This is a genomic window from Paenibacillus sp. JNU01 (assembly GCF_059130585.1).
This window is the reverse complement of the sequence record NZ_CP169723.1, coordinates 1,570,514-1,596,566: the sequence shown is the minus strand read 5'-3', so window position 1 is coordinate 1,596,566 and position 26,053 is coordinate 1,570,514. Positions and strand designations below refer to the sequence as shown.

The window sequence follows — 26,053 nt, the reverse complement described above, 5'->3', positions numbered from 1 at the left end:
TGGAATGCACGGGCTGTCCATGTGTGATTGGTTCAAACTTTGAGTTGACCGCTCAAGGAGAGTACAATGGCATATAGAGGGTATAAGCCAAACCATGATTCAAGCCATCATAAATGATACTGAAATTTGATTCATAGAGGAGAGCATGAGAGATGCCAATTACATGTGATGTAGCAATTCTTGGAGGAGGAACTGGTGGATATGTAGCCGCAATCCGAGCTGCACAGCTAGGAAAACAGGTGGTTATTATTGAGAAGGACAAGCTCGGCGGAACCTGTCTGCATCGTGGGTGTATTCCGAGCAAAGCTTTGCTGAAAAGCGCGGAAGTGTACGCCGAGATTCAGGAGAGCGAGACGTATGGTATTGAGACAGCTGGAGCCACACTTGTATTTCCCAAAGTACAGGCGCGTAAGGATGCGATTGTGGAGCAGCTCCATCAGGGCGTTCAATATTTGATGAAAAAAAATAAAATCCAGGTCGTACACGCGAACGGTCGCGTGATCGGACCTTCCATCTTCTCCCCGCAGAGCGGAGCGGTCGCTGTAGAGTTTGAAGATGGGGAGATGGATACGGTTGTGCCGACCAATCTCATTATTGCTACTGGTTCACGTCCACGTGTGCTGCCAGGGCTGGAACCGGATGGCAAGTTTATTATGAGCAGTGACGAAGCACTGCGTATGGACGAGCTTCCTGCATCACTTATTATTGTCGGCGGTGGTGTGATTGGACTGGAGTGGGCATCCATGCTGAATGACTTTGGTGTAGACATCACGGTGGTAGAAGCTGCTGCTCACGTGCTGCCTGCAGAGGATGAGGATGTTGCAAGAGAGATGCAACGATTGCTTGGTAAGCGGGGGGTTCGTTTCCTGACAGGAGCCAAAGTGCTAACGGAAACCTATAGCACGGATACAGATGGCATCCAGATTGATGTGCAGCTTGGTGACGAAAAGCAGGAAACGCTGAAAGCGGAGAAAATGCTCGTGTCGGTTGGACGTCAGGCCAATGTCGAAAATATCGGACTCGAAAATACAGATATCAAGCTGGAGCGTGGCTTCATTGCTGTGAACAAACAGCTACAGACAGGTGAAGGTCACATCTACGCCATTGGCGACTGCATTGGTGGTCTACAGCTTGCGCACGCGGCAAGTCATGAAGGCATTCTCGCTGTCAATCATTTGGCAGGGGAAACGGTACATGCCGTTGAATCCCACCGTATACCGCGATGTGTGTACACACGTCCGGAAGCAGCCAGCATTGGATTCACCGAGCGTGAAGCCAAAGAACGTGGCTATGACATCAAAACAGGCAAGTTCCCGTTTCAGGCGATTGGCAAATCGCTCATTCACGGAAGTCGTGATGGATTCGTGAAGGTGATCGCAGATGCCAAGACGAATGATATATTGGGGGTACATATGATTGGCACCCATGTGACGGAATTGATCGCTGAGGCTTCACTGGCTCAGATGCTGGATGCGACACCTTGGGAAGTCGGCCAAACCATTCATCCACACCCTTCTCTGTCGGAAATCATGGGTGAAGCCATGCTGGCGGTCGATGGAAAGGCCATTGGAATGTAAGCCAAAGAGGCTTATGAGAAAGGTTCTTTCCTTTTTTGGGTAAAAGGGATTATAATAAGGTTAAGCCAAGTCTTAGTACCAGGTTATAAGATCGGGTAGTAAGAGTGGCACAGGCTCTGATTAAAAGGAGGTACCTCATATGAGTTCACAAGGTACTGCAGACGCGGTCCATCGGCATCAACAGCTGGGACTTAGCGATGGTGAAGTATTGGATATGTACAAATACATGCTGCTCGCACGCAAGTTTGACGAGCGTTGCTTGCTCTTGCAACGGGCTGGCAAAATTAACTTTCACGTATCCGGTGTAGGGCAGGAGGCTGCGCAAGTAGGCGCTGCTTTTGGTCTGGACCGGGATCACGATTATTATTTACCGTATTACCGCGATTATGGTTTTGTACTGGCGGTAGGCATGACTCCGCGTGAGTTGATGCTGTCTGCTTTTGCAAAAGCGGAAGATCCGAATAGTGGCGGTCGGCAAATGCCGGGTCACTTCGGTCACAAAAAGCTGCGGATTGTGACGGGCTCCAGCCCGGTTACAACACAGGTTCCGCACGCTGTCGGGTTTGCGCTGGCTGCCAAAATGAAGAAGCAAAAATTTGTTTCTTTTGTTACGTTTGGTGAAGGATCAAGCAATCAGGGTGACTTCCATGAGGGAGCCAACTTTGCAGGTGTACACAAGTTGCCTGTCATTATTATGTGTGAGAACAACCAGTATGCGATTTCGGTTCCAATTCACAAGCAGCTTAGCGGTAAAATATCGGACCGTGCACTCGGTTACGGTTTCCCCGGACTGCGTGTAGATGGTAACGATGCGCTCGAAGTATACGCTGCTGTGAAGGAAGCACGTCAACGTGCCATAGCAGGCGAAGGCCCCACACTAATCGAAGCGATGATGTATCGTCTCTCTCCACACTCCACTTCTGACAATGATCTGGCTTACCGGACCAAGGAAGAAGTTGAAGAGAACTGGAAGAAGGACGGCGTGCTTCGCATGAAGAACTATCTGATTGATTGCGGCATCTGGGACGAAGCCCGGGATGCGGATCTGGCTTCCCAGCTTGCGCTGGAAATGAAAGAAGCGACTGAATATGCAGACAACGCGCCATATCCGAAACCTGAGGACACTCTGACGCACGTTTATGCGGACAGCGAAGAAGGGGGACGGTAAGTATGGCAGTGATGGAATATATTGATGCAATCCGTCTCGCGATGAAAGAAGAGATGGAGCGGGATGAGAATGTCTTTATCCTCGGTGAAGACGTAGGGGTCAAAGGTGGTGTGTTTACCACAACCAAAGGCTTACAGGATCAGTTTGGCGAGATGCGTGTCATGGACACACCGTTGTCCGAATCCGCTATTGCAGGTGTTGCCATCGGTGCAGCGATGTATGGCATGAAGCCGATTGCCGAGATGCAATATTCGGACTTCATGCTGCCGGCAACAAACCAGATCATTAGTGAAGCGGCCAAAATCCGCTATCGTTCCAACAATGACTGGAGTTGTCCGATTGTTATCCGCGCGCCGATTGGTGGCGGAATCTTCGGTGGGTTGTATCACTCCCAATGCCCGGAATCGATTTTCTTTGGTACACCTGGTCTGAAAATTATAGCGCCTTACTCGGCATACGATGCCAAGGGTCTGCTCAAAGCGGCCATTCGCGACCCGGATCCGGTACTCTTTTTTGAAAATAAAAAATGCTACAAGCTCATCAAGGAAGATGTGCCTGAGGATGATTACATCGTTCCGATCGGCAAAGCCAACGTACTTCGTGAGGGTGCGGATATTACGGTGATCGGCTACAGCCAGCCGCTGCATTTTGTCATGCAGGCTGCTGAGGAGCTGGAACGTGAGGAAGGCATTACCGCACACGTTCTGGATCTGCGCACATTGCAACCGCTGGATCGTGAAGCGATTATTGCTTCCGCTCGTCTGACAGGCAAAGTGCTGATCGTTCACGAAGATAACAAAACGGGTGGTGTAGGTGCCGAAGTTGCCGCGATTATTAGTGAGGAATGTCTGTTTGAACTGGATGCGCCGATTCAGCGTCTCTGTGGACCTGACGTGCCAGCCATGCCAATTAGCCCAACATTGGAGAAATTTTACATGCTGAGCAAGGACAAAGCCAAAGCAGCAATGCGTACACTTGCCGAGTTTTAATTTCGTTTTATTGGATCGTTTAATCGTTTAAAAGTAAAGTTTGGAGTGATAATCAAATGGCTGAACGTATGAAATGGATCGAGGTCATTATGCCGCAATTGGCGGAATCGCTGGTCTCGGCTACCATAGGCAAATGGTTGAAAAAACCGGGCGACCGTGTGGAACAGTACGAGCCGATCTGTGAAGTAATCACGGATAAAGTCAATGCCGAGATTCCATCCACGGTGGATGGAATTATGGGTGATCTTTTGGTGGAAGAAGGCACAACGATTGCTGTTGGTGAAGCAATCTGCCGCATGCAGGTCGCAGCTTCTGACGAAGAAGCGGCTGAGCAGGTAACACAAGTATCGCAGCAACAGGAGCAAGTGCAGCATAATACGGCCCATACTCCTGTTGCCGCCTCAAATACAGCAGCACATGACCTTAATCAGCCGATGCGTAATCGGTATTCCCCGGCAGTGCAATCCCTGGCAGCAGAGCATGGTTTGAACTTGCAAAGCATCCAAGGTACTGGAGCAGGTGGTCGTATTACCCGCAAAGATGTGCTGGCATTTGTTGCACAGGGAGGTAATGTGGCTGGATCGTCTGCGTCTGCACAAGCATCATCTCCAGTTGCACAGCATACACCTTCTGGTGTGCCGTCTGCTTCTCCATTCAGTGGCGTAAATCGTGGAAACGGAGACATGGGTTTAACCGCTGGAGAAGCGATCTCAGCGTCCGATGCAGGCGTTCCTGTGAGACATTCAGGTATTCATCTAACCGAAAGCCCGAAAATTCCACAGATCGAAGTAGAAGGTGGCGGCCAGGGAAGATCGGAGTATTTCATTGATGTTACCCCTGTGCGTAATGCGATTGCGCGGAATATGCGTCAGAGCGTATCGGAAATCCCGCATGCATGGACGATGATCGAAGTAGACGTGACGAATCTCGTAATGCTGCGCAATAAACTCAAGGATGAGTTCAAGCGCAAGGAAGGCATCAATCTGACATATCTGTCCTTCATGATGAAGGGAGTCGTTAACGCGATTAAAGACTACCCGATCATGAACTCCGTATGGGCAGTAGACAAAATTATCGTTAAACGGGACATTAACCTGTCCATGGCAGTAGGAACCGAAGATTCCGTACTTACACCGGTAATCAAACATGCCGATCAGCGTAATATCGCAGGTCTGGCCCGTGAAGTGGATGAACTGGCTCGCAAAACACGTGAAGGTACATTGAAGCTTGATCATATGCAGGGTGGTACGTTCACGGTGAACAATACAGGTTCATTCGGTTCAATCCTGTCCCAGCCAATCATTAACTATCCGCAGGCAGCGATTCTTACATTCGAGTCGATTGTCAAGAAGCCCGTGGTTATTAATGATATGATCGCTGTTCGTTCGATGGCTAATCTGTGTCTGTCGCTGGATCACCGAATCCTGGATGGCGTAATCAGCGGACGTTTCTTGCAACGTGTCAAAGAAAACCTTGAAGGATATACCATGGAGAGCACGGTGTATTAAGTAAATAGTAGACGGGAAAGTGTATGTGCCGGAGGCCGTGCACTTTTCCTGTTGTCTATGGACAAGTGCTCAATTGTACATTGAACCTGAAGCAGAAGGGTGTGGGGAATCATGAGCAAGCCGCTGGATGTTGCATACATACCGATGCTTGATTACGAAGAGGCTTGGAACCGCCAGAAAGCGATTGTGCAGCGATTGGACGAGGGCGAGGGAGCCGAGCAGATGCTGCTTTTACAACACCCGCCAACGTATACGATTGGTTCACAAAATCATCCGGAGCATCTGCTTCTCAGTCCGGAAGAATTGCGTGAGCAAGGGATTTCTTTGTTTCAGATTGATCGGGGCGGTGATATTACTTATCATGGCCCGGGCCAGTTGGTAGGTTACCCGTTATTGATTCTTGGTCGGGATGAAGACTTGGATCTACACGGATATTTGCGGAAACTTGAGCAGGTACTTATAGATTATCTCGCAGACCAAGGCATCGAAGCCGGACGCAAAGAGGGGTATACGGGTGTGTGGATCGGCGATATGAAGATTGCTGCGATCGGCATCAAGTTTAATCGCTGCAAACATCGCCGCGGTTTCGTGACCAGTCATGGGTTTGCTTTTAACATCAGCTCAGGCATTCAACATGCTGGTTTTCAGGGGATTGTTCCTTGTGGAATTGAGCAATATGGTGTTACTTCACTGGAGGATATCACGGGCAAGTCTTATACAGTGGAGCAGGTAGCACGCGAGATTGTTCCGTACTTTAATCGCATTTTTCCATATCAAATCAATTGGATTAGCGAAAAAGAAGCCCTTCAACGTCTGTAAACAGTTCGTCGAAAGGCTTCATGTGGCTATCCGAACAGCAACGGTTCGAGAGCGATGAAAAGGGTGGACCCGATCATGGCGATCAGCATGAGATAGATGATGATTTTGAACCATTTCTTTTTTTGCATGATGAGAGAACTCCTTTCAACATAAAGTAAGCCATAGTAATTGTATTGTACCGTATCCACGAGAGGGAGGAAAGTCCTATGATTAAACAACAACGTGTTATCGATCAGTTCATGGAACTGGTTCAGATTGATAGTGAAACGAAAAATGAACAGAACATCTCCAAGGTGCTTCAAGAGCAGTTTGCAGATCTCGGCCTTCATGTCTATGAGGACGACACCATGGAACAAACCGGACATGGCGCGGGAAACCTTGTCATTACCTGGGAGGCCGAAGGAACAGATGGTGTTGCACCCATCTTTTTCACATGTCATATGGACACCGTAACGCCTGGACAGGGCATTAAACCTGAACTGGGTGAAGATGGCTGGATTCGCAGTGATGGAACAACGATCCTGGGAGCAGATGACAAGGCAGGGATTGCGGCACTGTTCGAAGCGATTCGTGTGATTCAAGAGAACAAGATTCCACATGGTAAAATTCAATTCGTCATTACGGTGGGCGAAGAGTCTGGCCTGGTGGGCGCACGTGCCATGAATCCGAAGGATATCGATGCCGAATTCGGCTATGCGTTGGATTCCAACGGAGCTGTAGGGACGATCTGTGTAGCTGCACCGGCCAGAGCCGAAATCCAAATGAGCATCTATGGGAAGTCCGCACATGCGGGCGTGAACCCGGAAGACGGGATCAGCGCCATTCAGGTTGCTGCCAAAGCCATTGCAGCGATGAAGCTTGGACGAATTGATGATGAGACAACAGCAAACATTGGTAAATTCCAGGGTGGATCAGCACTCAACGTGGTATGTGACTTTGTACAGATTGAAGCGGAAGCTCGCAGTATTGTGCAGGAAAAAGTGGAATTGCAGGTAGCACAGATGCGTGATGCGCTCGAAACAACATGTCGCAAATACGGTGCAACGGCTGAATTCAGAAGTGAAATCCTTTATCCGGCATTTGGTTTCCATGATGAGCACGAAGTTGTGCAGCTTGCACAGCGCGCCATCCGCAGTATGGGTCTCGAGACTCGTACGTTCGCTTCTGGTGGGGGCAGTGATGCCAACATCTTTAACGGATTTGGTATTCCAACCGCGAATCTGGCGGTAGGGTATGAGGATATTCATACAACCAAAGAACGTATTCGTGCCGAAGACATTGTGAAGTTGTCCCAAGTGGTGGTGGCAATTATTCAGGAAACGGCAGCTGGCAAGAAATAAGATACTGCACATGTTACCTCACATGTTTTTAGACAAAAGTCCGAACCCGGTCTGTACGGATTCGGACTTTTTGTAAATTCATGTTATATTTCAAGGGAGAAGACTCGTTAATATTGGATGAAACATGTGTCTATGGCTGAATAGATCAATGCCCCATTGATTTGCGTCCAGCGAGCAGATCACTTAATTTGGCATCCGGTCCCCACTCGTGCAACCATTGCTTAAGGATGAGCTGTACTTGCCGGGCTTGTCCTACCACGTGTACGGATTTAGGCGTCAAATAACTGTTCATCAAAATTCCCCCTGAATTGTTTATATTTGCTGTGAGAGTTCTATACGCTCACCATATGCCCAAAATCAGAGATTTATACATTAAACGAATATATAATCCAATGATATGGAGTTGAAGAACGAATGAAACCAAACCAATCTGCTCAATCCATCCATACAGCGCAACCTGCCAATCCGAAGTTGGATGAAGTGACCGTATCCACCAAGCCCATCTTCGAGGGGAAAGTGATTTCACTACAGGTCGATACGGTTAAACTGCCGAACGGTGAGACGGCTACACGTGAGATAATCCGGCACCCTGGAGCAGTAGCTGTGCTCGCTCTGAATGGGGATCGCATGCTTGTAGTGGATCAGTATCGTCAAGCAATGGGGCGCACCGAAGTGGAGATACCTGCGGGAAAACTGGACCCTGGAGAAGAGCCGGAAGTGGCTGCCGCACGTGAATTGCGAGAAGAGACGGGATATGTGGCCAAGTCACTGCGTCATCTGCGTTCGTTCTACACCTCACCAGGGTTCGCAGATGAGATCATTCATCTATACATCGCTGAAGAGTTGGAAGCCGGAGATATGGAACTTGACGAAGATGAATTCCTTGAAGTATCCGAGATCACACTGGAGGAAGCCTACGCACTCATGGACGATAACCGGATTAGTGATGCCAAAACGATGATGGCTGTGTACGCGTGGGACCTCTACAGAACGACAGGACGGTTCTAGGGATGAATGACCAACTGAAAACGTCCACGATGTGGGAGCCCTGTTATACAGACCTGCATATTCACATCGGACGAACCTCTCGCGGCGAGGCCGTAAAAATCAGTGGCAGTCGCGATCTGACATTTGAGAATATTGCCCGGGAAGCATCGGATCGCAAAGGAATTCATTTGCTGGGTGTGATTGATTGTCATTCGCCGGTTGTACAGATGGATATCGAGCAATTGCTGGAGAACGGTACGATGTCCCAGATTGAGGGGGGCGGTATTGCCTACCAGGACACCACCATTCTGCTGGGTACAGAGATTGAGCTGCGCGAGCCTGAAATGCGCGAGTTCCATATGCTCGCATACTTCCGTGATCTGAAAACGATGAAGTCCTTCACGGACTGGATGAAACGTTATATGAAAAATGTGAATCTCAGTTCTCAGCGGGTATACGTGCCCGCTCTAGAGATGCAGGCCGAGATTAAGGCACGTGGTGGACTAATTGTGCCTGCACATGTATTTACACCGCATAAAGGCATCTATGGCAGTACAGCCCCCCGTATGGGCGATGTGCTGGATACCCGTCTTGTGGATGCGGTAGAGCTGGGGTTAAGCTCAGACTCATCCATGGCCAGTTATATTCAAGAGTTGGACCGTGTACCGTTCCTGACCAATTCGGATGCTCATTCACTTGGTAAGATTGGACGGGAGTATAACGAATTACTAATTGCTGCCCCTTCTTTTGATGAATTCCGTATGGCACTTCAAGGAGAAGATGGCAGGAGCATTGCTGCCAATTATGGACTGAATCCAAGGCTGGGCAAGTATCACCGTACCTACTGTGCGGCGTGTGGCAGTATCATGGATGAGCAAGCGATGTCGGCAGAGCGTTGCCCTCACTGTGGCAGTCTGAAGCTTGTTCAAGGGGTATTGGATCGCATTCTGGCCATCTCTGATCGGGAGATTCCTCATGTTCCTGCAAACAGACCCGCCTATCATTATCAGGTACCACTGGAGTTCATTCCGGGACTTGGCAAAGCCAAATTGCGCCAGTTACTGGACCATTTTGGTACAGAAATGAATGTGCTTCATCGTACGCATGAGGAAGAACTTGCTGCGGTTGTTGGACCTGTGCTGGCTGGCTTGATCGTGGCTGCGCGGAATGGGCAACTGGAATTGTCCTCCGGAGGTGGAGGAACGTATGGTAAAGTTGCTGTTCAGGAAAGAGCCACGGAGTGACTCGTGTAAATATGCTGTAGTTATATTCCGAGGTTCAACTCATATAGCTTTCACCATACAGGGAACCAATCTGGACAAGAAGTCATACAGGTGCATTCCGGTTCATAAGAATGACTATGAGGATGTAACTGAGAATCCTTGCAGCATGATACCGGAAAGGGGACTCGTACCTGTATGCGCTCATCCTACTTTACATTTAAAGGTCAGACTTCGTTATATGTATTCGTGGCTGTCTTGTTTCTGGTCGGTGTCATTTTTGGCGCGCTTATGGTGAATGCATTGTCTCTTGATCAACGCCAGGATCTGGAGGGTTATCTCGGTAATTTCTTCATGACCGTGCAGCACAGTGCACAGGTGACAGAGACCGGGGCCTATTGGGACATCGCCATGCTTCATCTGAAATGGGTAGGTCTAATCTTTATTCTGGGTTTATCCGTCGTTGGACTGCCCGGTATACTGGTTCTGGATTTTCTGAAAGGTGTGCTCATTGGATTCACTGTGGGTTACCTGGTTGGACAGTATTCTTGGAAAGGGCTGCTGTTTGCACTGGTTTCCGTGGCACCACATAATCTATTTGTCATTCCAATCCTTCTGATCTGCAGTGTGGCGGCGATGACATTCTCGCTATACATCATTCGCAATCGTGTTTTGATGCAGCGAACACCTGGTCGACAAAGGCCGTTTGCTTCATATATAGTGTTAACTTTGGTTATGGCTGCAATGCTGCTCGGCGTGGCGTCTTTTGAAACATGGGTTACACCTGCGATGATGCGCTGGGTCACGCCAATGCTACTACCGGCATAACGTGCAATGCATAGTGTAAAATGTTGACTTTAATTACGCACTCCCCCTATAATGAAAAGAGTGGGTTAAGTTGCAGTGTGCAGTGATTTCCTAGGGGGAGGGAGAAAATGGAAGCACGGATTGATAAAATTAAGCAGCAACTACAGTCCCAAGGATATAAATTAACGCCCCAGCGGGAAGCCACCGTAAGAGTACTTCTTGAGAATGAAGAAGATCATCTGAGCGCAGAAGACGTATTCATGCTCGTTAAAGAAAAGGCTCCCGAAATCGGTCTGGCAACCGTGTACCGTACCCTCGAACTGCTGAGTGAGCTGCATGTTGTAGAGAAAATCAACTTCGGCGACGGTGTAGCGCGTTATGATCTGCGCGGAGATACATCCAAGCATCACCATCATCACTTAATCTGTGTTCAATGCGGAAGTATGGATGAAATACGTGAAGACTGGCTTGGACCGCTTGAAGAGCGTTTGGAGCGGGAATTCAACTTTTCGGTAGTAGATCACCGACTGGATTTTCATGGAATTTGTTATCGTTGCAAAGCTAAAAATGAACAGAAACCCAAAGATGAAGAATAACATAGCATATCTTCAAGCTCTCACCGGCGGTTTTGACGGGAGAGCTTTTTTGGCACCGGACGTGATCTGGAGTTTACCCCGAATGGCATAAACTTGTGTTTATGGACATACCCTGATTCAAGGACGTTACCGGATTTGAATCAGAAGGGGGATATACCCATGATTATATCAGTGCGGAGAGGGCTCCGTTTTATTCGATTTATTATATTTTTTGCTGCACTAGTCTATCTGTTCTATCATGTTCTGGATCTGTTCAATGGCTGGATCTCACCTGTGGACCAGTATCAGATGCCGACTGGCAATGCAATCAAAGTATTTCAGGAAACGGATTGGCCGGGTAATGGAGAAGGACGTCCTACGATGGCAGAGCGTCTCCGTTTGTTCTATTGGTACGGGGAGTAGCTTCGAACAGTCAGGGATGCAAATACGGGAGCAGTCTGCCAGAGCGGCAGATCTGTCAGTTGAGGAGCGTTGTACATGAAACAGACGATACACGCCTATGCCTTATACTTGGAAGATGATAAAGGGATGTCGAGCAGCACGCTTGAATCGTATCTCCGAGACGTGGACAAGTTCATTGAATTTGCAGATAAGGAGTTTGGCATACACAAAGCCGATCAGGTCAGACGCACGCATGTCGTCCTGTTTGCAGGTCAGCTCAAACAGGCAGGACGTGCCAACGCAACCATTGCCCGCAGCATCGTATCTCTGCGCTCCTACTTTCACTTTTTGATGCGCCGGGGGGAGATTATACAGGACCCTACGTTTGATGTGGAAGCTCCCAAGGCGGACAAGTCGCCACCACAGGTATTAAGCATACAGGAGATCGAACAACTGCTGACAGCGCCTGATATTCGTTCACCGCAGGGTGTGAGAGATCGAGCGATGCTTGAACTGCTATATGCTACAGGTATTCGGGTCTCGGAACTGATTGCGCTGGACATTCGGGATGTACAGCCAGGCATGCGTTTTATACGATGCGGTGGAGCGGGCAAAGAACGTATTCTTCCCATCGGTGCACCCGCTGCACATTGGGCAAGTGTATATGTGGAGGAATTCCGCAACAAATTGCTCAAAACCGATTCGGACGAGCAGGCACTGTTCGTGAATGTATCTGGCAGACGTTTAACCCGGCAGGGCTTCTGGAAGCTGCTCAAAAAAGCGGCAGTGGACGCAGGAATCTCGGACGAAATTACACCGCATACGCTGCGTCATTCCTTTGCGGCGCACCTGATTGCCAATGGGGCGGACACACGTGCGGTTCAGGATATGCTGGGTCACGTAGAGCAGCCGGGGCAACAATATGGCAACCATGGTCGCAAAACCATGAAAGAAATCTATGAAACCCATCACCCGAGGGCAAAATAGATTTTGACGCATGGCATTCACAAATAAATGCGGAACATCGCGACGATTTAGGATAAAATAAATTGAATACATCCAAACGCCGTTATACATAAGCAGTTTGCATAAATTCGGATTGAATAGATTTTGCAAAATGCGTCTATAGACGGATCGTTTCAACTCAAGGAGGAACATACATCGCATGACAGCATTAAACCAACAAATGATTTCGGAAGCAGCCTCTTATATTCAAAGTAAAAGCTCCATCAAGCCGGAAGTCGGTTTGATTTTAGGTTCGGGTCTTGGCGTACTGGCAGAACTGATTGAAGATGGCGTAAGCATCGCTTATCAGGATATTCCACATTTTCCGGTGTCCACAGTAGAAGGACATGAAGGTGAGCTATTGGTCGGCACCATTAAAGGCCGTCCAGTCGTGATGATGAAAGGCCGCTTCCACATGTACGAAGGATATGGTCCGGAATTGACAGCTTTCCCGGTACGAGTAATGAAAGAATTGGGTGTAAGCAGCTTGCTTGTAACCAATGCAGCGGGCGGCGTGAACACGTCGTATGAAGCTGGAGATTTGATGCTGATCTCTGATCACTTGAATCTTACAGGCAAAAATCCACTGATCGGACCCAATGACGCTGCCCTGGGCGTGCGTTTCCCTGATCTGTCCGAAGCCTATAGCCGCCGTTTGCGTGCGCTGGCAAAGGATACGGCGGCTTCACAAGGTTTTAACGTACGTGAAGGGGTATACGCAGGTATGCTTGGTCCGAACTACGAGACACCAGCAGAGATCAAAATGCTGCGTACATTGGGCGCAGACGCCGTGGGCATGTCCACTGTATCTGAAGTGATCGTGGCACGCCATGCAGGTCTGGAAGTGCTCGGTATTTCCTGTATCAGTAACATGGCTGCCGGAATTCTGGACCAGCCACTGTCACATGATGAGGTGATGGAAACGACGGAGCGTGTTCGTGAGTCGTTCCTGGCGCTGGTATTGGCTGTTATTCCACAAATGTAAGCAAGAGTTGAGTAGAGAAGGTTACCTCTTCGAATGAGAAATCATCGGGGGTAACCTTTTTTTGTTGTATTGAACGTCCGCTTACTCATGCGTTGAGTAAAGTGCGTTTTTTTCGCTTTGATCACATTTTCAATAAAAGTTCGGGAAATCATGCTTTACATGGAATAATTTACTGGAAACGGGCCGACAATGATTAGCAGTACATGCATGGAACATGCAGTAAGCAAGTCATTTGAGGAGGTAACCTTGTGAAGAAAAGAATAATGGCATCGTTCATGACCCTTTGTATCCTGCTGTCCCTTATGGCATCAACGGCATTGGCTGAAGAAACACCGAAGGCAGCGGGAGGGACGGATCTTGCCCCGTCGGCACGCTCTGCGATCCTAATGGATGCGGACACAGGAACCGTCATATATGAGAAAAACAGTCATGATCAGCTGCCTCCGGCGAGCATTACAAAAATTATGACCATGCTGCTTACAATCGAAGCGATCGACTCCGGCAAGCTGAAGCTGACAGATAAAGTAAGAACGAGCGAATATGCAGCTTCCATGGGCGGTTCGCAGATCTTTCTGGAGCCTGGGGAAGAGATGACCGTTGATGACATGTTAAAAGGGATCGCGATGGCTTCGGGCAATGATGCCTCAGTGGCTATGGCTGAGAAGATTGCTGGTTCGGAGGAATCCTTTGTACAGCTGATGAATGAGCGTGCGAAGGAGCTTGGCATGAAGGATACTCATTTTGCCAACTGTAACGGTCTGCCGGTGGATAATCATTATTCGTCAGCCCACGACATTGCCGTCATGAGTCGTGAACTGCTGAAGCATTCCGGGATTACGAAGTACACCGGTGCCTATCAGGATTATCTTCGCAAAGACTCGGAAAAGCCATTCTGGCTGGTGAACACGAACAAGCTGGTTCGTTTTTATGAAGGGGCAGATGGTTTGAAAACAGGTTATACATCCGAAGCGAAGTTCTGTTTGTCCGCAACAGCGTCCAAGGAGGGACTGCGTGTCGTTTCCGTGGTACTTGGTGAACCAAATACCAAAACACGAAATAGCGAAGTGTCATCGATGTTTGATTATGCCTTTAGTCAATATACGATGAAGGCTCTCTACAAGGCAGGGGATCTGCTGGGCAGTCTGAAGATCGAAAAAGGTGAAGTTGCCGAATTGCCTCTGAATGCCACGCAAAATTATAGTGTGCTGATGCGCAAAGGAGCGAAATCCAATGACATCCGGCATGAATTGCTGGTTGCCAAAGAATTGAAAGCTCCGATCAAGGCTGGACAAAGTATAGGTAAACTGGTGGTGTACCAGGGCAATGACGTCATTAAGGAATTCGACATTCAGGCTCCACAGGACGTGAATAAAGCTGGCTGGTGGAAGCTGTTTAAACGGACTACGTCCAACCTGTTTGATTAAAAGGCGAATTACGCGAGTTGTTCGCATCCTTCGAACATATTTTGTAGTTAAATAGGGGTTTTCTTCTAGTTTTGTCGGGGGGCAGGAAAAGCCTTTGGATACGTAGAAATCCTTGTTCAAGACAGGGAGGAGAGTGGGCAAACGTGAACTTGCATGTGGAAATGGAACACCATCGCGGGATTCTGATTGTACGATTATCCGGGGAGCTGGATCACCATACAGCTGACATGGTACGGATGCAAATGGATGAAGCCATCCAGCGGAGACAAAGCGAGCATCTGGTACTCAGCCTGAAAGATCTGCAATTTATGGATAGTTCGGGCCTGGGTGTCATTTTGGGAAGATACAAGCTCATTAAGAACAAAGGCGGTAAGATGGTGGTCTGTGACGTCAATTCGCCGGTGTACCGTTTGCTGGAAATGTCGGGTCTGTTCAAGATAATGCCGATATACGAAAATGAGGGAACTGCTCTCTCAGGTCTGGAGGTCGTCTCATGAATGAAGGAACAGGGACAAATTTCATGAATCTGCAATTCGCGGCCAAGTCAGAGAATGAATCGTTTGCACGGGTAACCGTTGCTGCATTTATCTCCCAGCTTGATCCAACGATGGACGAGCTCAGTGACCTGAAGACGGTCATTTCGGAAGCCGTGACCAACAGCATCATCCACGGATATAACAACAACTCCGAGGGTGTGGTGTCTATCCAGGCCGAGATTCGGGAAGACATGATCACGATTATTGTGGAAGACCGCGGTGAAGGTATCGAAGATCTTGAACTGGCCAAGCAGCCGTTATATACCTCCAAACCCGAACTTGAGCGGTCGGGCATGGGCTTCACCATTATGGAAAACTTTATGGATGAATTCGAAGTCAGCAGTGAGCCCGGCAGAGGCACCTCCATCAAGATGAAAAAAAGGATTGAATCCAAGAAAGCATTGTATAATTAGGGGTTGGTGTTCTTATGGATGCTGAAGTGAAACCATCTTCACAGACCTATTTGGACGATGCCGAGGTCAAACGGCTGATTGCGCTCAGTCAGTCGGGTGACCATGTTTCGCGGGATACGCTGGTGAACTGCAACATCAGACTCGTCTGGTCCGTCGTACAGCGTTTTATGAACAGGGGATATGATCCGGAAGATCTGTTCCAGATTGGTTGTATCGGTCTGCTCAAGTCAGTAGACAAATTTGATCTCAGTTATGACGTGAAGTTCTCAACCTACGCGGTACCGATGATCATCGGAGAAATCCAGCGATTCCTGCGAGATGACGGTACCCTGAAGGTCAGTCGTTCACTGAAAGAGATGGCGAATAAAGTCCGCAAAAAAAGGGACGAACTGTCCAAACATCTGGATCGACTGCCAACGATTAAGGAAGTTGCCGCAGAGTTGGGAGTAACCCCGGAGGAAGTCGTATTTGCCCAGGAAGCCAACAAACCGCCGACCTCTATCCATGAGACGGTATTTGAGAATGACGGTGATCCCATTACATTAATGGACCAGATTGCCGACGAGTCTCAGGAACGTTGGTTTGACAAACTGGCTCTGAACGAAGCCATCGGTGGTCTCAGCGAACGGGAGCGGTTAATCGTCTATCTTCGGTATTATCGGGATCAGACGCAGTCCGAGGTTGCCAGCAGGCTGGGTATATCTCAGGTGCAGGTATCCCGTCTGGAGAAAAAAATACTGCAATCCATCCGCGACCAGATCGCGCAGTGATTCGGGGATTGCAACAACAATATTGGCGGTTATGCACCAATATACGACAACTAACAACCTTCTATCGCGCATTATGGCGGGGGAGGTTATTTGTTGTTAATTCAGTGAGATCCCGAACGATTGGACTGCATGACCAGCATCATGCCAAGAATACATGCCGTACCGATCCATTGATAGATGCCAAAGGGTTCATGAAGCCATATGACGGTTGTTCCAACCGCAGCAAGGGGCTCTGCGCTCCCGAGTAGACTGGTCTCTTTAGGAGAAAGCCTTTTGAGACTTGCGATATAAAACCAAAAAGCAATCATGGTTCCAAAAAGGAACGTAAATATCAAATAACCGTAAGTTTTAAGACTGATGCTCGCAAAATTCATGACCCAGGGCGGGTGAATAAAACTCATTCCCAGACCACCGATGATCATAGCCCAGCCAACCACAACAAGTGAATCGAACCTTGTAATTAATTGCACGGCATACAGCGTATAAAATGCAGCGGAAATCCCGGATAACAACCCCCATATAACTGCAAGCCAGGAGACAGATAACTGCGTAAACGAGCCGTTCGTTAGCAGGAGGAAACAGCCTCCGAGAGCCAGTACGGCGCATGCGACGTCATTTCGTGTAAGGACAGACTGTTTCTGGAGGGCGATGTAAATCATGATCATAACAGGGGACAGGTATTGCAGCAGTGTAGCTACTGCGGAATTGCCATGTTTAATGGATGCCATGTAGGTATATTGAACGGCAAGCATGCCCACCAGTCCAAAAATGATCAGCTGTATTGCTGTTTTCTTATTTCTCCACACATCCCAAATCTGAACTCTTCCACGTGTAAACGATTGAATAACCAAAAGGAGTAGCCCAGCAATCAGCAATCGAACAGTTACATACCAGTTGACCTCAATGCCATCCAGTTGAAACAGTTTTTGAGATACCGTACCTCCGACTCCCCAACATATTGCTCCCGTCAGGACGAGTAAAATACCTGAATATTTGGATTTTGCAAAAGTTATCATGCTTGTCGCCTCACCTTAAATATAAGAATAGTGTTATATTAAGGAGGAATTCAGTACATTAATATCAATATCGCACTTAAAAATATAACAATATTGAGATGAGGCCTATGCAGAATATTGAATTTATCATTGATCACAATTTGAAAGAAATGACGGAACACCGCACCGATGCATTATCGGTAGCCTGTTATGAGACAACCATTGTTCAACATGTTCACGGACATATTCCTCTCCACTGGCATGATGAATTGCAGTTTGTTGCTGTTCTTCAAGGTAAGGCATTGTTCCATATCAACGATCAAAAAATAGTAGTACCCAAAGGTGACGGGATTTTTATCAACAGTGGTATGATGCATATGGCCGAAGATCACGGTGTGAGCGAGAACTGCATTTATTTATGTCTGAATTTGTCCCCACACGTTATCATGCCTTCGGAATTGTATATGAAGTATGTACATCCATATGTAACAGCAACTAATTTGCCTTTTCTGTATATCGAAAGAACGAATGTGTGGGGAGAACAGTTCCTGGACACAATTGCACGGATTAGAGGAGAGTTTGTGGACCAAGTTCCGTTTTATGAAGTGAATGTTGCTTCTGCGGTGCTGGATATGTGGAAAATGTTGATTATGAATGGATATTCCCTGGAACATGATCCATCGGAGATGAGCAGAAACAAGCGAATGAAAGACATGTTGCAATGGATTCATCTCAACTATGCTGACCCGATCAGGCTGGAAGATATTGCGAGGATGGGACAGTTAAGTCGATCAGAGACATGTCGTTACTTCAAGCAAATATTGAGAACAACACCCATGCAATATGTGATAGAGTACCGTATCCAAAGAAGCATTGAACTTTTACAACTCTCCGAACGAAGTATTACCGAAATTGCCTATGAAGTCGGTTTTAACAGCACAAGTTATTACATTAATCAGTTTCGCAAAACAATGAATTCAACCCCTTTACAATTCAAAAGGAAATTGAGTCAACAAAGGAATCCGTAATATTTTTTAAAGTAATTCTTGAGCTGTAAGTCTATCAACCAACACCGGAGAGTCGCCCATAAGGCGACTCTTTTGATATGGAATACAATGCTCCACACTCAGTTTCCCTCAACCTGATCAATAGCCGCTCCCCGTCTAAGCAAAAATAACCTCAAAAACTCATCTTATAAATCCCTTCCTTCCCACTCCCTAGCATATTTATTACAACGTTTGGAAACGGGAGGACGATGGGCAGCGGAGGGATGGAATCGGTCAAAAGGAGCGAAGCGTGAGGACTTGCCTAATGATACACAAGCAACGCAGGCGGCAGATTAGACCTGAAGAAGCGAAGCGTTCGCCTTTGTCTCCAAATTTCTAACACTTAGAAATCAATCAGAAGAATTTGGAGACAACAGCGATCAGAAGGTTGGTCTGCCGTCGGAGTGTCTGCATGTATCCTCCCCCGAGCAACAGCGATCAATGACCGATCTATCCCGCAGCGCCCGCACCCACCTCCCGATCTTTTTCCAACCCGTTTGTAATAAATTTGCACATTCTTCAAATACTAACCTAAATTACGCAGCAAAGGAGTGTTATGGATGTCTCAGACGCCCACTCCAATGGTCTACGTTCGACTGCGCAGCCGCATTCGCATCCAGAGGGGCAGGGCAGTCAAGCTTGGAGACATTGCACATGTACTGACCACTTCTGAAAATCAGGAGAGCAGGCTACTGGAGCTTGAACTTTTACGTCCTGGACCGGAGGATGGCAATCTGATCCTCATTGATATATTACAGATTATTCCCCGAATTCGGCACATCTTGCCGGAGGTCAGTGTTGAACTGATGGGATCAGGTCATACGTTGGTTGAAGTCATCGCGGGAAATGGTCAACCTTCCAAGTCCCTGTTCATTTTGGTGTGGTTACTTCTTTTCTTCGGATCAGCCTTAACCATAATGAATTTTCATGCCGATGTGAACATGCAGGAAGTTCAGATTCGAATTGTGGAGATGCTCACTGGGCATCGGGACGAACATCCCTACCTGTTCCAAGTGGCATATTCGATTGGCATTGGATTCGGAATGGCAGTATTTTTTAATCACTTGTTCAAGAAAAAGTGGAATGAGGAGCCTACCCCGCTGGAAGTGGAGATGTTCCTATACCAGCAAAATGTAGATCAATATGTGGTCATCGAGGAAAGCGAACGGATGCATGAGCAGGAACGCAGGGAGATGAATGCGGATGAGCGTTCTTAATGGAGCAATCAGCATTGTATTGGGTATTGCCGGAGGAATTGCCGTAGGAAGCGGCGTAATTGCGCTTATTCTGGTGCTCGATATGATTCCCAGGTTGGCTCAACTTACGCAAACGTATGACAAGACTCACTGGTACGAAGGGGCGCTAATCGGTGGTTCACTGCTCGGAACGGTGGCGGACTTCTGGCATTGGAAAATGCATGGGGTGCTGCTGCTTAGCCCGATCGTAGGGTTGTTCTGTGGTGTGTTCATCGGTCTGCTCGCCGCAGCACTCACCGAGGTGCTTAATGTACTGCCCGTGCTAGCTAAACGATTAGGCATGAAACCTTATTTGTTTGGATTACTGCTCGCCATGATTTTGGGTAAAATGACAGGTTCCCTGTTTGATTTCTTTATATATCAACGGTAACTCGTGGCCATAGGAGGATGGAAGATGGATGAACGAACGGAGCACACAGGCCAGGAACATAGTGAAGGTATAACGGAAGAGATGCTGCACAAGTCTGCATATGAGATTCAGAAGGAAGAAGAGGAGAAAGCGTACAATAAGAAAAAACAAAATGAGATGTCCGACAGTATTGAGGAATCCGTACAGTATTGGCAGGAAAATGATGATATTTCCCCTCGGATGAGTGAAAACAAAAATACGCTCAAGCAAGTTCTCGGACTTGGGGAATCTTTTGATGTGGATATGAGAGAGATGGTGCTGGGTGGCAAACATGTGGGATTGCTTCTTTTGACGGGTTTCGCCAAGGATGAGATCCTACTGGAAGTATTAAAAAGGTTAACCTATCTCACGCCTGATCAGGTATCTGAGCACGCACTAAAATCTTATTTCGATTGTTACATTCCCCATATACAGGTGGAAAAAGTCGAGAAGATGAGTGCGGTCATTAACAAGGTTCTTACAGGTATGAGTGCATTGTTCGTTGAAGGGGATCGCTCGGTCCTAGTAATGGATACCCGGAGTTACCCGGTTCGTTCACCAGAAGAACCTTCATTGGAAAGGGTAGTCCGAGGTTCCAGAGATGGCTTTACGGAAACCCTCCTGACTAACGTAACCTTGGTGCGCCGCAGAATACGCGACCCTGGACTTAAGTTTGAGATCATGCAGGTGGGGCGGAGAACACAAACCGATGTCTGCGTGGTATACATTGACGATATTGTGGATAAAGTGCAGGTGGACTCAGTCCGTGAGAAAATTCAGCGGGTGGATATCGATGGTATTCCCGCCGCAGATAAACAGCTGGAGGAAGCGATTATCAACAAGGGATGGAACCCATTCCCGCTCGTTCGATATTCGGAGCGGCCGGATGTAACAGCATCCCATCTGCTGGAGGGCAGAGTCGTCATTTTCGTTGATACTTCTCCCAGTGTAATGATTTTGCCAACGACGTTCTTCGACCTGTGTGAACATGCAGAGGAAAATAGACAGACGGCATTGATGGGGACGTATTTACGATGGGTTCGTTTTGCAGGGATTCTCATATCGCTGTTTTTGCTGCCCCTATGGCTTCTCATGGTAATAGAACCTTCGCTCAAACCGATGGGGCTGGACTTCATTGGTCCACAGGAAAATGTGAAGTTGCCTCTGATTTTGCAGTTTCTTCTCATAGAGCTTGGTGTCGATCTATTGCGGATGGCTGCAGTTCATACGCCTACACCTCTGGCATCGGCCATGGGTTTAATCGCGGCCATTCTTGTTGGAGATATTGCTGTGAAAACGGGATACTTTGTTAATGAGGTTGTACTCTATATGGCCATTGCAGCCATTGGAATGTTTGCCACACCAAGTTACGAGTTGGGACTTGCCAACAGGTTAGTCAGACTGTTTTTACTCATAGCAGTAGCGATATTCAAAGTTCCGGGATTGGTTGTTGGCTGTACATTGCTCATATTGGCACTCACCGTTCACCGGTCATATAATTCTTCGTATCTATGGCCTTTTATACCGTTTAATGCAAAGGCCTTGGGCAACTTTTTATTCCGGCTGCCTTTACTGGAAAATAAAAAACGTCCATCATTCAACAAAACCCGTGACAACACCAAAATGTCCGATGATCCGGACGGTGAACTGCGAAAAAGTAAAAAACACAAATGATCTTCCGAAAAATCCATTCATCTCGCCGCCTAATTTGATATACTGGTGTAAAATCATTGGAATAGCAACTGTTCCAGTATACAAAAAAGTGAGGAATGCAGATTATGTATTTACATGGTACAAGTAAAATAAATGCGCAAGGGCATCTGGAGATTGGCGGAGTGGATGCAACAGATCTGAAAGAACAATTTGGAACTCCCCTGTATGTTGTGGACGAGCAATTGGTTCGCGAGCGTTGCAGAGAGTACATGGAAGCATTCCGCGCTTCCGGCTTGGGTTTCCAGGTTGCATACGCAAGTAAAGCATTCTGTGTAATGGCGATGTGTGCACTTGCAGCTGAAGAAGGACTTTCCCTGGATGTTGTATCTGATGGTGAACTGTTCACTGCACTGCAAGCAGGATTCCCGGCTGAGCGCATTCATTTCCACGGTAACAACAAAACGCTGGAAGAGATCGAAATGGCTCTTGATGCAGAGATTGGATGCTTTGTTGTTGATAACTTCAATGAATTGCATCTGTTGCAGGCTGTAGCTGCGGACAAAAATCGTAAAGTAAACATTTTGCTTCGTGTGACGCCTGGTGTTGAGGCCCATACGCATGAATATATTTCCACTGGTCAAACGGATTCCAAGTTTGGATTCGATATCGGCAATGGTACAGCATTTGAAGCGATTGAACTGGCTTCCAAGCAGTCTAACCTGGTATTGCTCGGTGTGCATTCCCACATCGGTTCCCAGATCTTCGAAGTTGAAGGCTTCCAGATGGCTGTTCAACGTGTTGCTGAATTTGCAGCAAGCGTATATGAACGTCTTAACGTTGCTTTCAAAGTGGTTAACCTTGGTGGTGGATTCGGAATCCGTTATATCGACGGAGATACACCACTTGAAGTTGCGCAATACGTGAAGGCTATTACAGACGCAGTTAAAAATCATTTTGCCCAAATCGGCTATGCCGTACCTGAGATCTGGGTTGAACCAGGCCGTAGCATCGTGGGTGAAGCAGGAACAACGCTGTATACCGTTGGAACAAGCAAAGACATTCCGGGCGTGCGTAAATACGTTGCTGTTGACGGTGGTATGACCGATAACCCTCGTCCTGCTTTGTATGAATCCAAGTACGAAGCTGTGCTTGCTAACCGTGCAAATGAGGCTGCTCAGGAAACGGTATCCGTTGCGGGTAAATGTTGTGAGAGTGGCGATATGCTGATCTGGGATCTGGACCTGCCAAAAGTGGAAAGTGGTGATCTGCTCGCTGTAGCTTGCACAGGCGCGTATAACTACTCCATGGCGAGCAACTACAATCGGATTCGTCGCCCAGCTGTTGTGTTTGTCAAAGACGGTCAAGGAGATGTCGTGGTACGCCGTGAGACGTATCAGGATATCATCCAGAATGACCTGGTACCAGCGCGTATTGGCAAACAGCCAGTAACTCGCTAATTCGTCAAAGATAATGCGTTTCTGCATGATTCAGGATATAGGGATTCTATAGTTGAAGCAGATGAAAAGGGAACTTCCTTTTTCGTCTGCTTTTTACGTATTCGGACTAAATTGTGAAAAAAGTTGCCGTTTTTTTTGCGATCCAGTCATTTTCGGTGTACACTAAGAAAAGTGCTGTAATGCTTGACCCAGGGTCATGCGTTTTGGCACCATTAACGATGGTCAATACGAAAGGAGTCATTTACATATGGCGAAACAAGCGAAAATTAAATTGGCAAACGGCGGAGAAGTTCTGATCGATCTGTTCGATCAAGAAGCTCCCAACACAGTAGCAAACTTTGAGAAACTGGCTAACTCCGGTTTCTACAATGGTCTTACATTCCACCGCGTTATCCCGGGCTTCGTAGCTCAAGGCGGATGCCCTAACGGTACTGGTGCAGGTGGCCCAGGTTACACAATCAACTGTGAAATCAACCCGAACAAACATGAGCGTGGAACACTGGCTATGGCACATGCTGGCCGTAACACAGGTGGAAGCCAGTTCTACATCTGCTACCAACCACAACCACATTTGGATGGACAACATACTGTATTTGGTAAAGTAACCAAAGGTATGGAGTTCGTGGACGCTTTGGAAGGTAAAGACAAAATGGAGACTGTTGAAGTTGTAGAAGCTTAATAAGCTTTGTAACGTTGACTTACTTGATTTAAACTCGGAGTGCTTCTTTTTATAGAAGCACTTTTTTTATTTTCATCATGAAATAGTGCAAAATGAGCATAATGAATCTGGCGAAAGTTCTGGCATGGGGTTATTCTGTCGTTAGACGAAGCGACAAGGGAGGATGAAGAACCTTTGAATACAGTGGATCAATTACGTTTGTTAAAACAAGTCTATAGCGGACCCACACGATGGGACGAAAAACTACAGGCATCCCGACATGATGTTTCTCAGAGTATATCCACACCGGATTTAGAAGCGCTTGAGACAGCGGGGCATGAACCGAACCGGTTTGTACGTCCGGGGCATGATGAAACGATCACTGAGCTGAAACAACTTGCAAATCAATGGACGATAAATGAAGCAGCACAGGCCTTTGTTGCATCGATGTGGTCAGCACCCATGATCTGGCGCTCGCTGATTACGGGCAAACTTATTGCAAGCGGTATGCCAAGCCATGAACACACGCCATATCCATCTTCGAGTACTTGTCAGATCTGCGGATTAGGCGTAGATCAAGCAACCGACTCGACGTTGCAATGGTATTGGCGCATGACCAATGGAACACCTTTGGATGGTGATCCCTTTGGACATGTACTGGCACTTCGAGAGCTAGCTTCCGCGCAGGAGCTTCCAATACCTAATGATTACGACCACTGGACACTCCGTGCGGTGTTAACGGTGCTGCGCCAATTACCTCCAAAAACACGCTACAGCAAAGCAGCAATAGCACTCAAGAAGGAACGTCTTTTGCCTACACAAAAGGAATATGCCTATCGGGACTTGCTTGAGACATTAGCTCTGATTGGCATACTGGATACGCCGGAACATCCCGGAATGATCACAGAATACACGACTTACATACAGCGTGACGCGCGCCCCAATGTGCGGGTTGAGGTACAGGCGCCTCTGGCGTGGTGGGACTCATCTGTCGGAATTAATGAGAACAACCTGAACAAGATATTCCATGATTTTGATCTGAGTAATATATCTCTTGCGGATAAGCCTGAAGAGAGTCCACCTGTAAAGGAAACGATCCTGGGAGCATTGGAGAAGATGAGAAGTGTTCGAGGGAAAGTGCCAAAGAAATCTCCTGATGCAGGCACAGGGGAGGCAGAAGCTGGAGATGTGTATGCTGTTCGGGTCAGGGAAGGTGTATGGGTGACGGTATACTGTCATGAAGTCAGAGACAAACGCGTTATTGTTGAATATCTCGATGGTGTCTTTCCTGACATGCCGGGAAAAACCGATTTGCAGAGAACGTTTCGACCGAGGACGACTGGACGCTGGCAATGCTCGGCTATCGCGATCGATTCCACAAGTTGGGTCAGAAGAGTTGCGAGAGGTATTCCGCTTCCCAGTTCGCCGCTGCCAGAACCTGACCGCTCGCCATTTCACAATGCCAAAGATTTGAAGCATATGGTGCGATGGTGTTTTCCTGATATGTAGAATGCTGTGATGGAACTGAGAAGGATGTAAACTAAAATCTATAATCTAAAAACTTAAAATCGTGTCTCTTAGTGAGATGCGGTTTTTTTGCTGTATCTTAGCTTATTAAAAGTTAGTATGTGACAAAAAGGAACAAAAAACAATTGATTTTTTGGCATTAAAGTGCTAACATCCAATTAATAACGAAAGCAATCCTTCAGGGCAGGGTGCAATTCCCTACCGGCGGTGATGCAGAGAGTGTAAGGACACATGTCCAGCACTTGATGCAAAGTCCGTGACCTGTCTGCCTGTGGCAGATGGCTGATCTGGTGTAATTCCAGAACCGACAGTATAGTCTGGATGGGAGAAGGAGAGGTGCAGACCTAACAGGTTTGCATTCAGCAGGAGTTTGGCTGTACAGTCACGATGTGTTTGTCTTGCACTGTGCAGGGAAGATCCGGTTAGGCCGGACAGTTCCATACATATGCCACACGATAAAGCTCTTTACCTGTAATTGATGTTCATTAAGGTATGTGTCTATTTTCACTTGCCCGAAATGAAGTTTTGGGCAAAGTGTTGGCGTGCTG

Annotated in this window: 27 protein-coding genes and 1 riboswitch; of the genes, 24 read left to right on the top strand and 3 right to left on the bottom strand. The window is 47.5% G+C overall.

Translation table 11 applies throughout. The annotated features are described in order from the left end of the window. Nucleotides 1–152 precede the first annotated feature (152 nt). From lpdA to lipB, 5 genes are all read left to right on the top strand, one after another. On the top strand, nt 153–1,577 hold the full coding sequence (gene lpdA / locus NLBNIHML_RS06790) for a dihydrolipoyl dehydrogenase (RefSeq protein WP_339256188.1): 1,425 nt from the start codon (nt 153–155) through the stop codon (nt 1,575–1,577). A 139-nt stretch (nt 1,578–1,716) separates the two neighbouring features. Continuing rightward, nucleotides 1,717–2,745 carry a thiamine pyrophosphate-dependent dehydrogenase E1 component subunit alpha gene (locus tag NLBNIHML_RS06785; protein ID WP_342570561.1) on the top strand — a complete coding sequence of 343 codons (1,029 nt, stop codon included), beginning with the start codon at nt 1,717–1,719 and terminating at the stop codon, nt 2,743–2,745. A gap of 2 nt (nt 2,746–2,747) precedes the next feature. Further along, the gene (locus NLBNIHML_RS06780) at nt 2,748–3,734 is read left to right on the top strand and encodes an alpha-ketoacid dehydrogenase subunit beta (protein WP_062835245.1); all 987 of its coding nucleotides are present in this window, start codon (nt 2,748–2,750) and stop codon (nt 3,732–3,734) included. Between the two features lie 56 nt (nt 3,735–3,790). Then, nucleotides 3,791–5,242 carry a dihydrolipoamide acetyltransferase family protein gene (locus tag NLBNIHML_RS06775; protein ID WP_494354064.1) on the top strand — a complete coding sequence of 484 codons (1,452 nt, stop codon included), beginning with the start codon at nt 3,791–3,793 and terminating at the stop codon, nt 5,240–5,242. Between the two features lie 111 nt (nt 5,243–5,353). Continuing rightward, entirely contained in the window at nt 5,354–6,061 is a 708-nt protein-coding gene (gene lipB / locus NLBNIHML_RS06770; RefSeq protein ID WP_339235412.1) for a lipoyl(octanoyl) transferase LipB, read from the top strand. Between the two features lie 26 nt (nt 6,062–6,087). On the opposite strand, the gene prli42 is transcribed toward lipB, so the two are convergent. After that, complete coding sequence (gene prli42 / locus NLBNIHML_RS06765) at nt 6,088–6,189, bottom strand: stressosome-associated protein Prli42 (protein ID WP_017687624.1); 102 nt, start codon at nt 6,187–6,189, stop codon at nt 6,088–6,090. Between the two features lie 78 nt (nt 6,190–6,267). Here prli42 and NLBNIHML_RS06760 point away from each other — a divergent pair, with 78 nt between their 5' ends. Further along, the gene (locus NLBNIHML_RS06760) at nt 6,268–7,401 is read left to right on the top strand and encodes a tripeptidase T (RefSeq protein WP_339256182.1); all 1,134 of its coding nucleotides are present in this window, start codon (nt 6,268–6,270) and stop codon (nt 7,399–7,401) included. Between the two features lie 145 nt (nt 7,402–7,546). On the opposite strand, the gene NLBNIHML_RS06755 is transcribed toward NLBNIHML_RS06760, so the two are convergent. Further along, complete coding sequence (locus tag NLBNIHML_RS06755; protein ID WP_253438738.1) at nt 7,547–7,693, bottom strand: Z-ring formation inhibitor MciZ; 147 nt, start codon at nt 7,691–7,693, stop codon at nt 7,547–7,549. A gap of 122 nt (nt 7,694–7,815) precedes the next feature. On the opposite strand from NLBNIHML_RS06755, the gene NLBNIHML_RS06750 reads away from it, so the two are divergent. The 11 genes from NLBNIHML_RS06750 to sigF all read left to right on the top strand — a co-directional run bounded on the left by NLBNIHML_RS06750 (nt 7,816) and on the right by sigF (nt 16,525). Next, on the top strand, nt 7,816–8,409 hold the full coding sequence (locus NLBNIHML_RS06750; RefSeq protein WP_494354063.1) for an NUDIX domain-containing protein: 594 nt from the start codon (nt 7,816–7,818) through the stop codon (nt 8,407–8,409). Between the two features lie 2 nt (nt 8,410–8,411). Further along, a complete protein-coding gene (locus tag NLBNIHML_RS06745; protein WP_494354062.1) occupies nt 8,412–9,632 on the top strand; it encodes an endonuclease Q family protein in 1,221 nt (406 codons plus the stop codon). Nucleotides 9,633–9,806: 174 nt separating this feature from the next. Then, complete coding sequence (spoIIM, locus tag NLBNIHML_RS06740; protein WP_339256176.1) at nt 9,807–10,436, top strand: stage II sporulation protein M; 630 nt, start codon at nt 9,807–9,809, stop codon at nt 10,434–10,436. Nucleotides 10,437–10,543: 107 nt separating this feature from the next. Further along, nucleotides 10,544–11,011: a ferric iron uptake transcriptional regulator gene (fur, locus tag NLBNIHML_RS06735; RefSeq protein WP_090922447.1), complete on the top strand. Its 468-nt coding sequence runs from the start codon at nt 10,544–10,546 to the stop codon at nt 11,009–11,011. A 159-nt stretch (nt 11,012–11,170) separates the two neighbouring features. Beyond that, entirely contained in the window at nt 11,171–11,413 is a 243-nt protein-coding gene (locus NLBNIHML_RS06730) for a DUF4227 family protein (RefSeq protein WP_017687632.1), read from the top strand. Nucleotides 11,414–11,488: 75 nt separating this feature from the next. Then, nucleotides 11,489–12,379: a tyrosine recombinase gene (locus tag NLBNIHML_RS06725; RefSeq protein WP_339256174.1), complete on the top strand. Its 891-nt coding sequence runs from the start codon at nt 11,489–11,491 to the stop codon at nt 12,377–12,379. 178 nt (nt 12,380–12,557) lie between these two features. Then, on the top strand, nt 12,558–13,382 hold the full coding sequence (locus NLBNIHML_RS06720; protein WP_062835238.1) for a purine-nucleoside phosphorylase: 825 nt from the start codon (nt 12,558–12,560) through the stop codon (nt 13,380–13,382). A gap of 302 nt (nt 13,383–13,684) precedes the next feature. Further along, on the top strand, nt 13,685–14,806 hold the full coding sequence (locus NLBNIHML_RS06715; protein ID WP_339243135.1) for a D-alanyl-D-alanine carboxypeptidase family protein: 1,122 nt from the start codon (nt 13,685–13,687) through the stop codon (nt 14,804–14,806). A 143-nt stretch (nt 14,807–14,949) separates the two neighbouring features. Next, entirely contained in the window at nt 14,950–15,303 is a 354-nt protein-coding gene (gene spoIIAA / locus NLBNIHML_RS06710) for an anti-sigma F factor antagonist (protein ID WP_017687636.1), read from the top strand. After that, nucleotides 15,300–15,755, top strand: coding sequence for an anti-sigma F factor (spoIIAB, locus tag NLBNIHML_RS06705; RefSeq protein WP_036672324.1), 456 nt, complete (start codon nt 15,300–15,302; stop codon nt 15,753–15,755). Before spoIIAA ends, spoIIAB begins: the two co-directional genes overlap by 4 nt. A gap of 14 nt (nt 15,756–15,769) precedes the next feature. Continuing rightward, entirely contained in the window at nt 15,770–16,525 is a 756-nt protein-coding gene (gene sigF / locus NLBNIHML_RS06700; protein WP_036607856.1) for an RNA polymerase sporulation sigma factor SigF, read from the top strand. Nucleotides 16,526–16,626: 101 nt separating this feature from the next. Here the strand turns inward: sigF and NLBNIHML_RS06695 are convergent, their stop codons facing one another. Next, complete coding sequence (locus tag NLBNIHML_RS06695) at nt 16,627–17,541, bottom strand: EamA family transporter (protein WP_494354061.1); 915 nt, start codon at nt 17,539–17,541, stop codon at nt 16,627–16,629. Nucleotides 17,542–17,648: 107 nt separating this feature from the next. Between NLBNIHML_RS06695 and NLBNIHML_RS06690 the strand changes: the two genes are divergently transcribed. The 7 genes from NLBNIHML_RS06690 (at nt 17,649) to NLBNIHML_RS06660 (ending at nt 25,487) form a co-directional block, all read left to right on the top strand. Then, entirely contained in the window at nt 17,649–18,548 is a 900-nt protein-coding gene (locus NLBNIHML_RS06690; protein ID WP_494354060.1) for a helix-turn-helix transcriptional regulator, read from the top strand. A gap of 578 nt (nt 18,549–19,126) precedes the next feature. Beyond that, complete coding sequence (locus tag NLBNIHML_RS06685) at nt 19,127–19,783, top strand: stage V sporulation protein AA (RefSeq protein ID WP_339235392.1); 657 nt, start codon at nt 19,127–19,129, stop codon at nt 19,781–19,783. Then, nucleotides 19,764–20,192: a stage V sporulation protein AB gene (locus NLBNIHML_RS06680; protein WP_339235389.1), complete on the top strand. Its 429-nt coding sequence runs from the start codon at nt 19,764–19,766 to the stop codon at nt 20,190–20,192. The genes NLBNIHML_RS06685 and NLBNIHML_RS06680 overlap by 20 nt, the downstream gene beginning before the upstream one ends. A gap of 24 nt (nt 20,193–20,216) precedes the next feature. Further along, nucleotides 20,217–21,884 (top strand): spore germination protein, encoded by a 1,668-nt coding sequence (locus NLBNIHML_RS06675; protein ID WP_339235387.1) that lies wholly within the window; start codon nt 20,217–20,219, stop codon nt 21,882–21,884. 104 nt (nt 21,885–21,988) lie between these two features. Then, the gene (gene lysA, locus NLBNIHML_RS06670; RefSeq protein WP_145148860.1) at nt 21,989–23,320 is read left to right on the top strand and encodes a diaminopimelate decarboxylase; all 1,332 of its coding nucleotides are present in this window, start codon (nt 21,989–21,991) and stop codon (nt 23,318–23,320) included. A 247-nt stretch (nt 23,321–23,567) separates the two neighbouring features. After that, nucleotides 23,568–23,999, top strand: coding sequence for a peptidylprolyl isomerase (locus tag NLBNIHML_RS06665; RefSeq protein ID WP_253438709.1), 432 nt, complete (start codon nt 23,568–23,570; stop codon nt 23,997–23,999). A 183-nt stretch (nt 24,000–24,182) separates the two neighbouring features. Beyond that, nucleotides 24,183–25,487 carry a hypothetical protein gene (locus tag NLBNIHML_RS06660; RefSeq protein ID WP_494354678.1) on the top strand — a complete coding sequence of 435 codons (1,305 nt, stop codon included), beginning with the start codon at nt 24,183–24,185 and terminating at the stop codon, nt 25,485–25,487. 188 nt (nt 25,488–25,675) lie between these two features. Then, nucleotides 25,676–25,842, top strand: a riboswitch (FMN riboswitch). The last annotated feature ends 211 nt before the right edge of the window (nt 25,843–26,053 follow it).

Excerpts from the sequence above, each read along its gene's own strand:
- lpdA (WP_339256188.1), top strand. The coding sequence starts at position 153 with ATGCCAATTACATGTGATGTAGCAATTCTTGGAGGAGGAACTGGTGGA.
- NLBNIHML_RS06785 (WP_342570561.1), top strand. The coding sequence starts at position 1,717 with ATGAGTTCACAAGGTACTGCAGACGCGGTCCATCGGCATCAACAGCTG.
- NLBNIHML_RS06780 (WP_062835245.1), top strand. The coding sequence starts at position 2,748 with ATGGCAGTGATGGAATATATTGATGCAATCCGTCTCGCGATGAAAGAA.
- NLBNIHML_RS06775 (WP_494354064.1), top strand. The coding sequence starts at position 3,791 with ATGGCTGAACGTATGAAATGGATCGAGGTCATTATGCCGCAATTGGCG.
- lipB (WP_339235412.1), top strand. The coding sequence starts at position 5,354 with ATGAGCAAGCCGCTGGATGTTGCATACATACCGATGCTTGATTACGAA.
- prli42 (WP_017687624.1), bottom strand. The coding sequence starts at position 6,189 with ATGCAAAAAAAGAAATGGTTCAAAATCATCATCTATCTCATGCTGATC.
- NLBNIHML_RS06760 (WP_339256182.1), top strand. The coding sequence starts at position 6,268 with ATGATTAAACAACAACGTGTTATCGATCAGTTCATGGAACTGGTTCAG.
- NLBNIHML_RS06755 (WP_253438738.1), bottom strand. The coding sequence starts at position 7,693 with ATGAACAGTTATTTGACGCCTAAATCCGTACACGTGGTAGGACAAGCC.
- NLBNIHML_RS06750 (WP_494354063.1), top strand. The coding sequence starts at position 7,816 with ATGAAACCAAACCAATCTGCTCAATCCATCCATACAGCGCAACCTGCC.
- NLBNIHML_RS06745 (WP_494354062.1), top strand. The coding sequence starts at position 8,412 with ATGAATGACCAACTGAAAACGTCCACGATGTGGGAGCCCTGTTATACA.
- spoIIM (WP_339256176.1), top strand. The coding sequence starts at position 9,807 with ATGCGCTCATCCTACTTTACATTTAAAGGTCAGACTTCGTTATATGTA.
- fur (WP_090922447.1), top strand. The coding sequence starts at position 10,544 with ATGGAAGCACGGATTGATAAAATTAAGCAGCAACTACAGTCCCAAGGA.
- NLBNIHML_RS06730 (WP_017687632.1), top strand. The coding sequence starts at position 11,171 with ATGATTATATCAGTGCGGAGAGGGCTCCGTTTTATTCGATTTATTATA.
- NLBNIHML_RS06725 (WP_339256174.1), top strand. The coding sequence starts at position 11,489 with ATGAAACAGACGATACACGCCTATGCCTTATACTTGGAAGATGATAAA.
- NLBNIHML_RS06720 (WP_062835238.1), top strand. The coding sequence starts at position 12,558 with ATGACAGCATTAAACCAACAAATGATTTCGGAAGCAGCCTCTTATATT.
- NLBNIHML_RS06715 (WP_339243135.1), top strand. The coding sequence starts at position 13,685 with ATGGCATCAACGGCATTGGCTGAAGAAACACCGAAGGCAGCGGGAGGG.
- spoIIAB (WP_036672324.1), top strand. The coding sequence starts at position 15,300 with ATGAATGAAGGAACAGGGACAAATTTCATGAATCTGCAATTCGCGGCC.
- sigF (WP_036607856.1), top strand. The coding sequence starts at position 15,770 with ATGGATGCTGAAGTGAAACCATCTTCACAGACCTATTTGGACGATGCC.
- NLBNIHML_RS06695 (WP_494354061.1), bottom strand. The coding sequence starts at position 17,541 with ATGATAACTTTTGCAAAATCCAAATATTCAGGTATTTTACTCGTCCTG.
- NLBNIHML_RS06690 (WP_494354060.1), top strand. The coding sequence starts at position 17,649 with ATGCAGAATATTGAATTTATCATTGATCACAATTTGAAAGAAATGACG.
- NLBNIHML_RS06685 (WP_339235392.1), top strand. The coding sequence starts at position 19,127 with ATGTCTCAGACGCCCACTCCAATGGTCTACGTTCGACTGCGCAGCCGC.
- NLBNIHML_RS06680 (WP_339235389.1), top strand. The coding sequence starts at position 19,764 with ATGCGGATGAGCGTTCTTAATGGAGCAATCAGCATTGTATTGGGTATT.
- NLBNIHML_RS06675 (WP_339235387.1), top strand. The coding sequence starts at position 20,217 with ATGGATGAACGAACGGAGCACACAGGCCAGGAACATAGTGAAGGTATA.
- lysA (WP_145148860.1), top strand. The coding sequence starts at position 21,989 with ATGTATTTACATGGTACAAGTAAAATAAATGCGCAAGGGCATCTGGAG.
- NLBNIHML_RS06665 (WP_253438709.1), top strand. The coding sequence starts at position 23,568 with ATGGCGAAACAAGCGAAAATTAAATTGGCAAACGGCGGAGAAGTTCTG.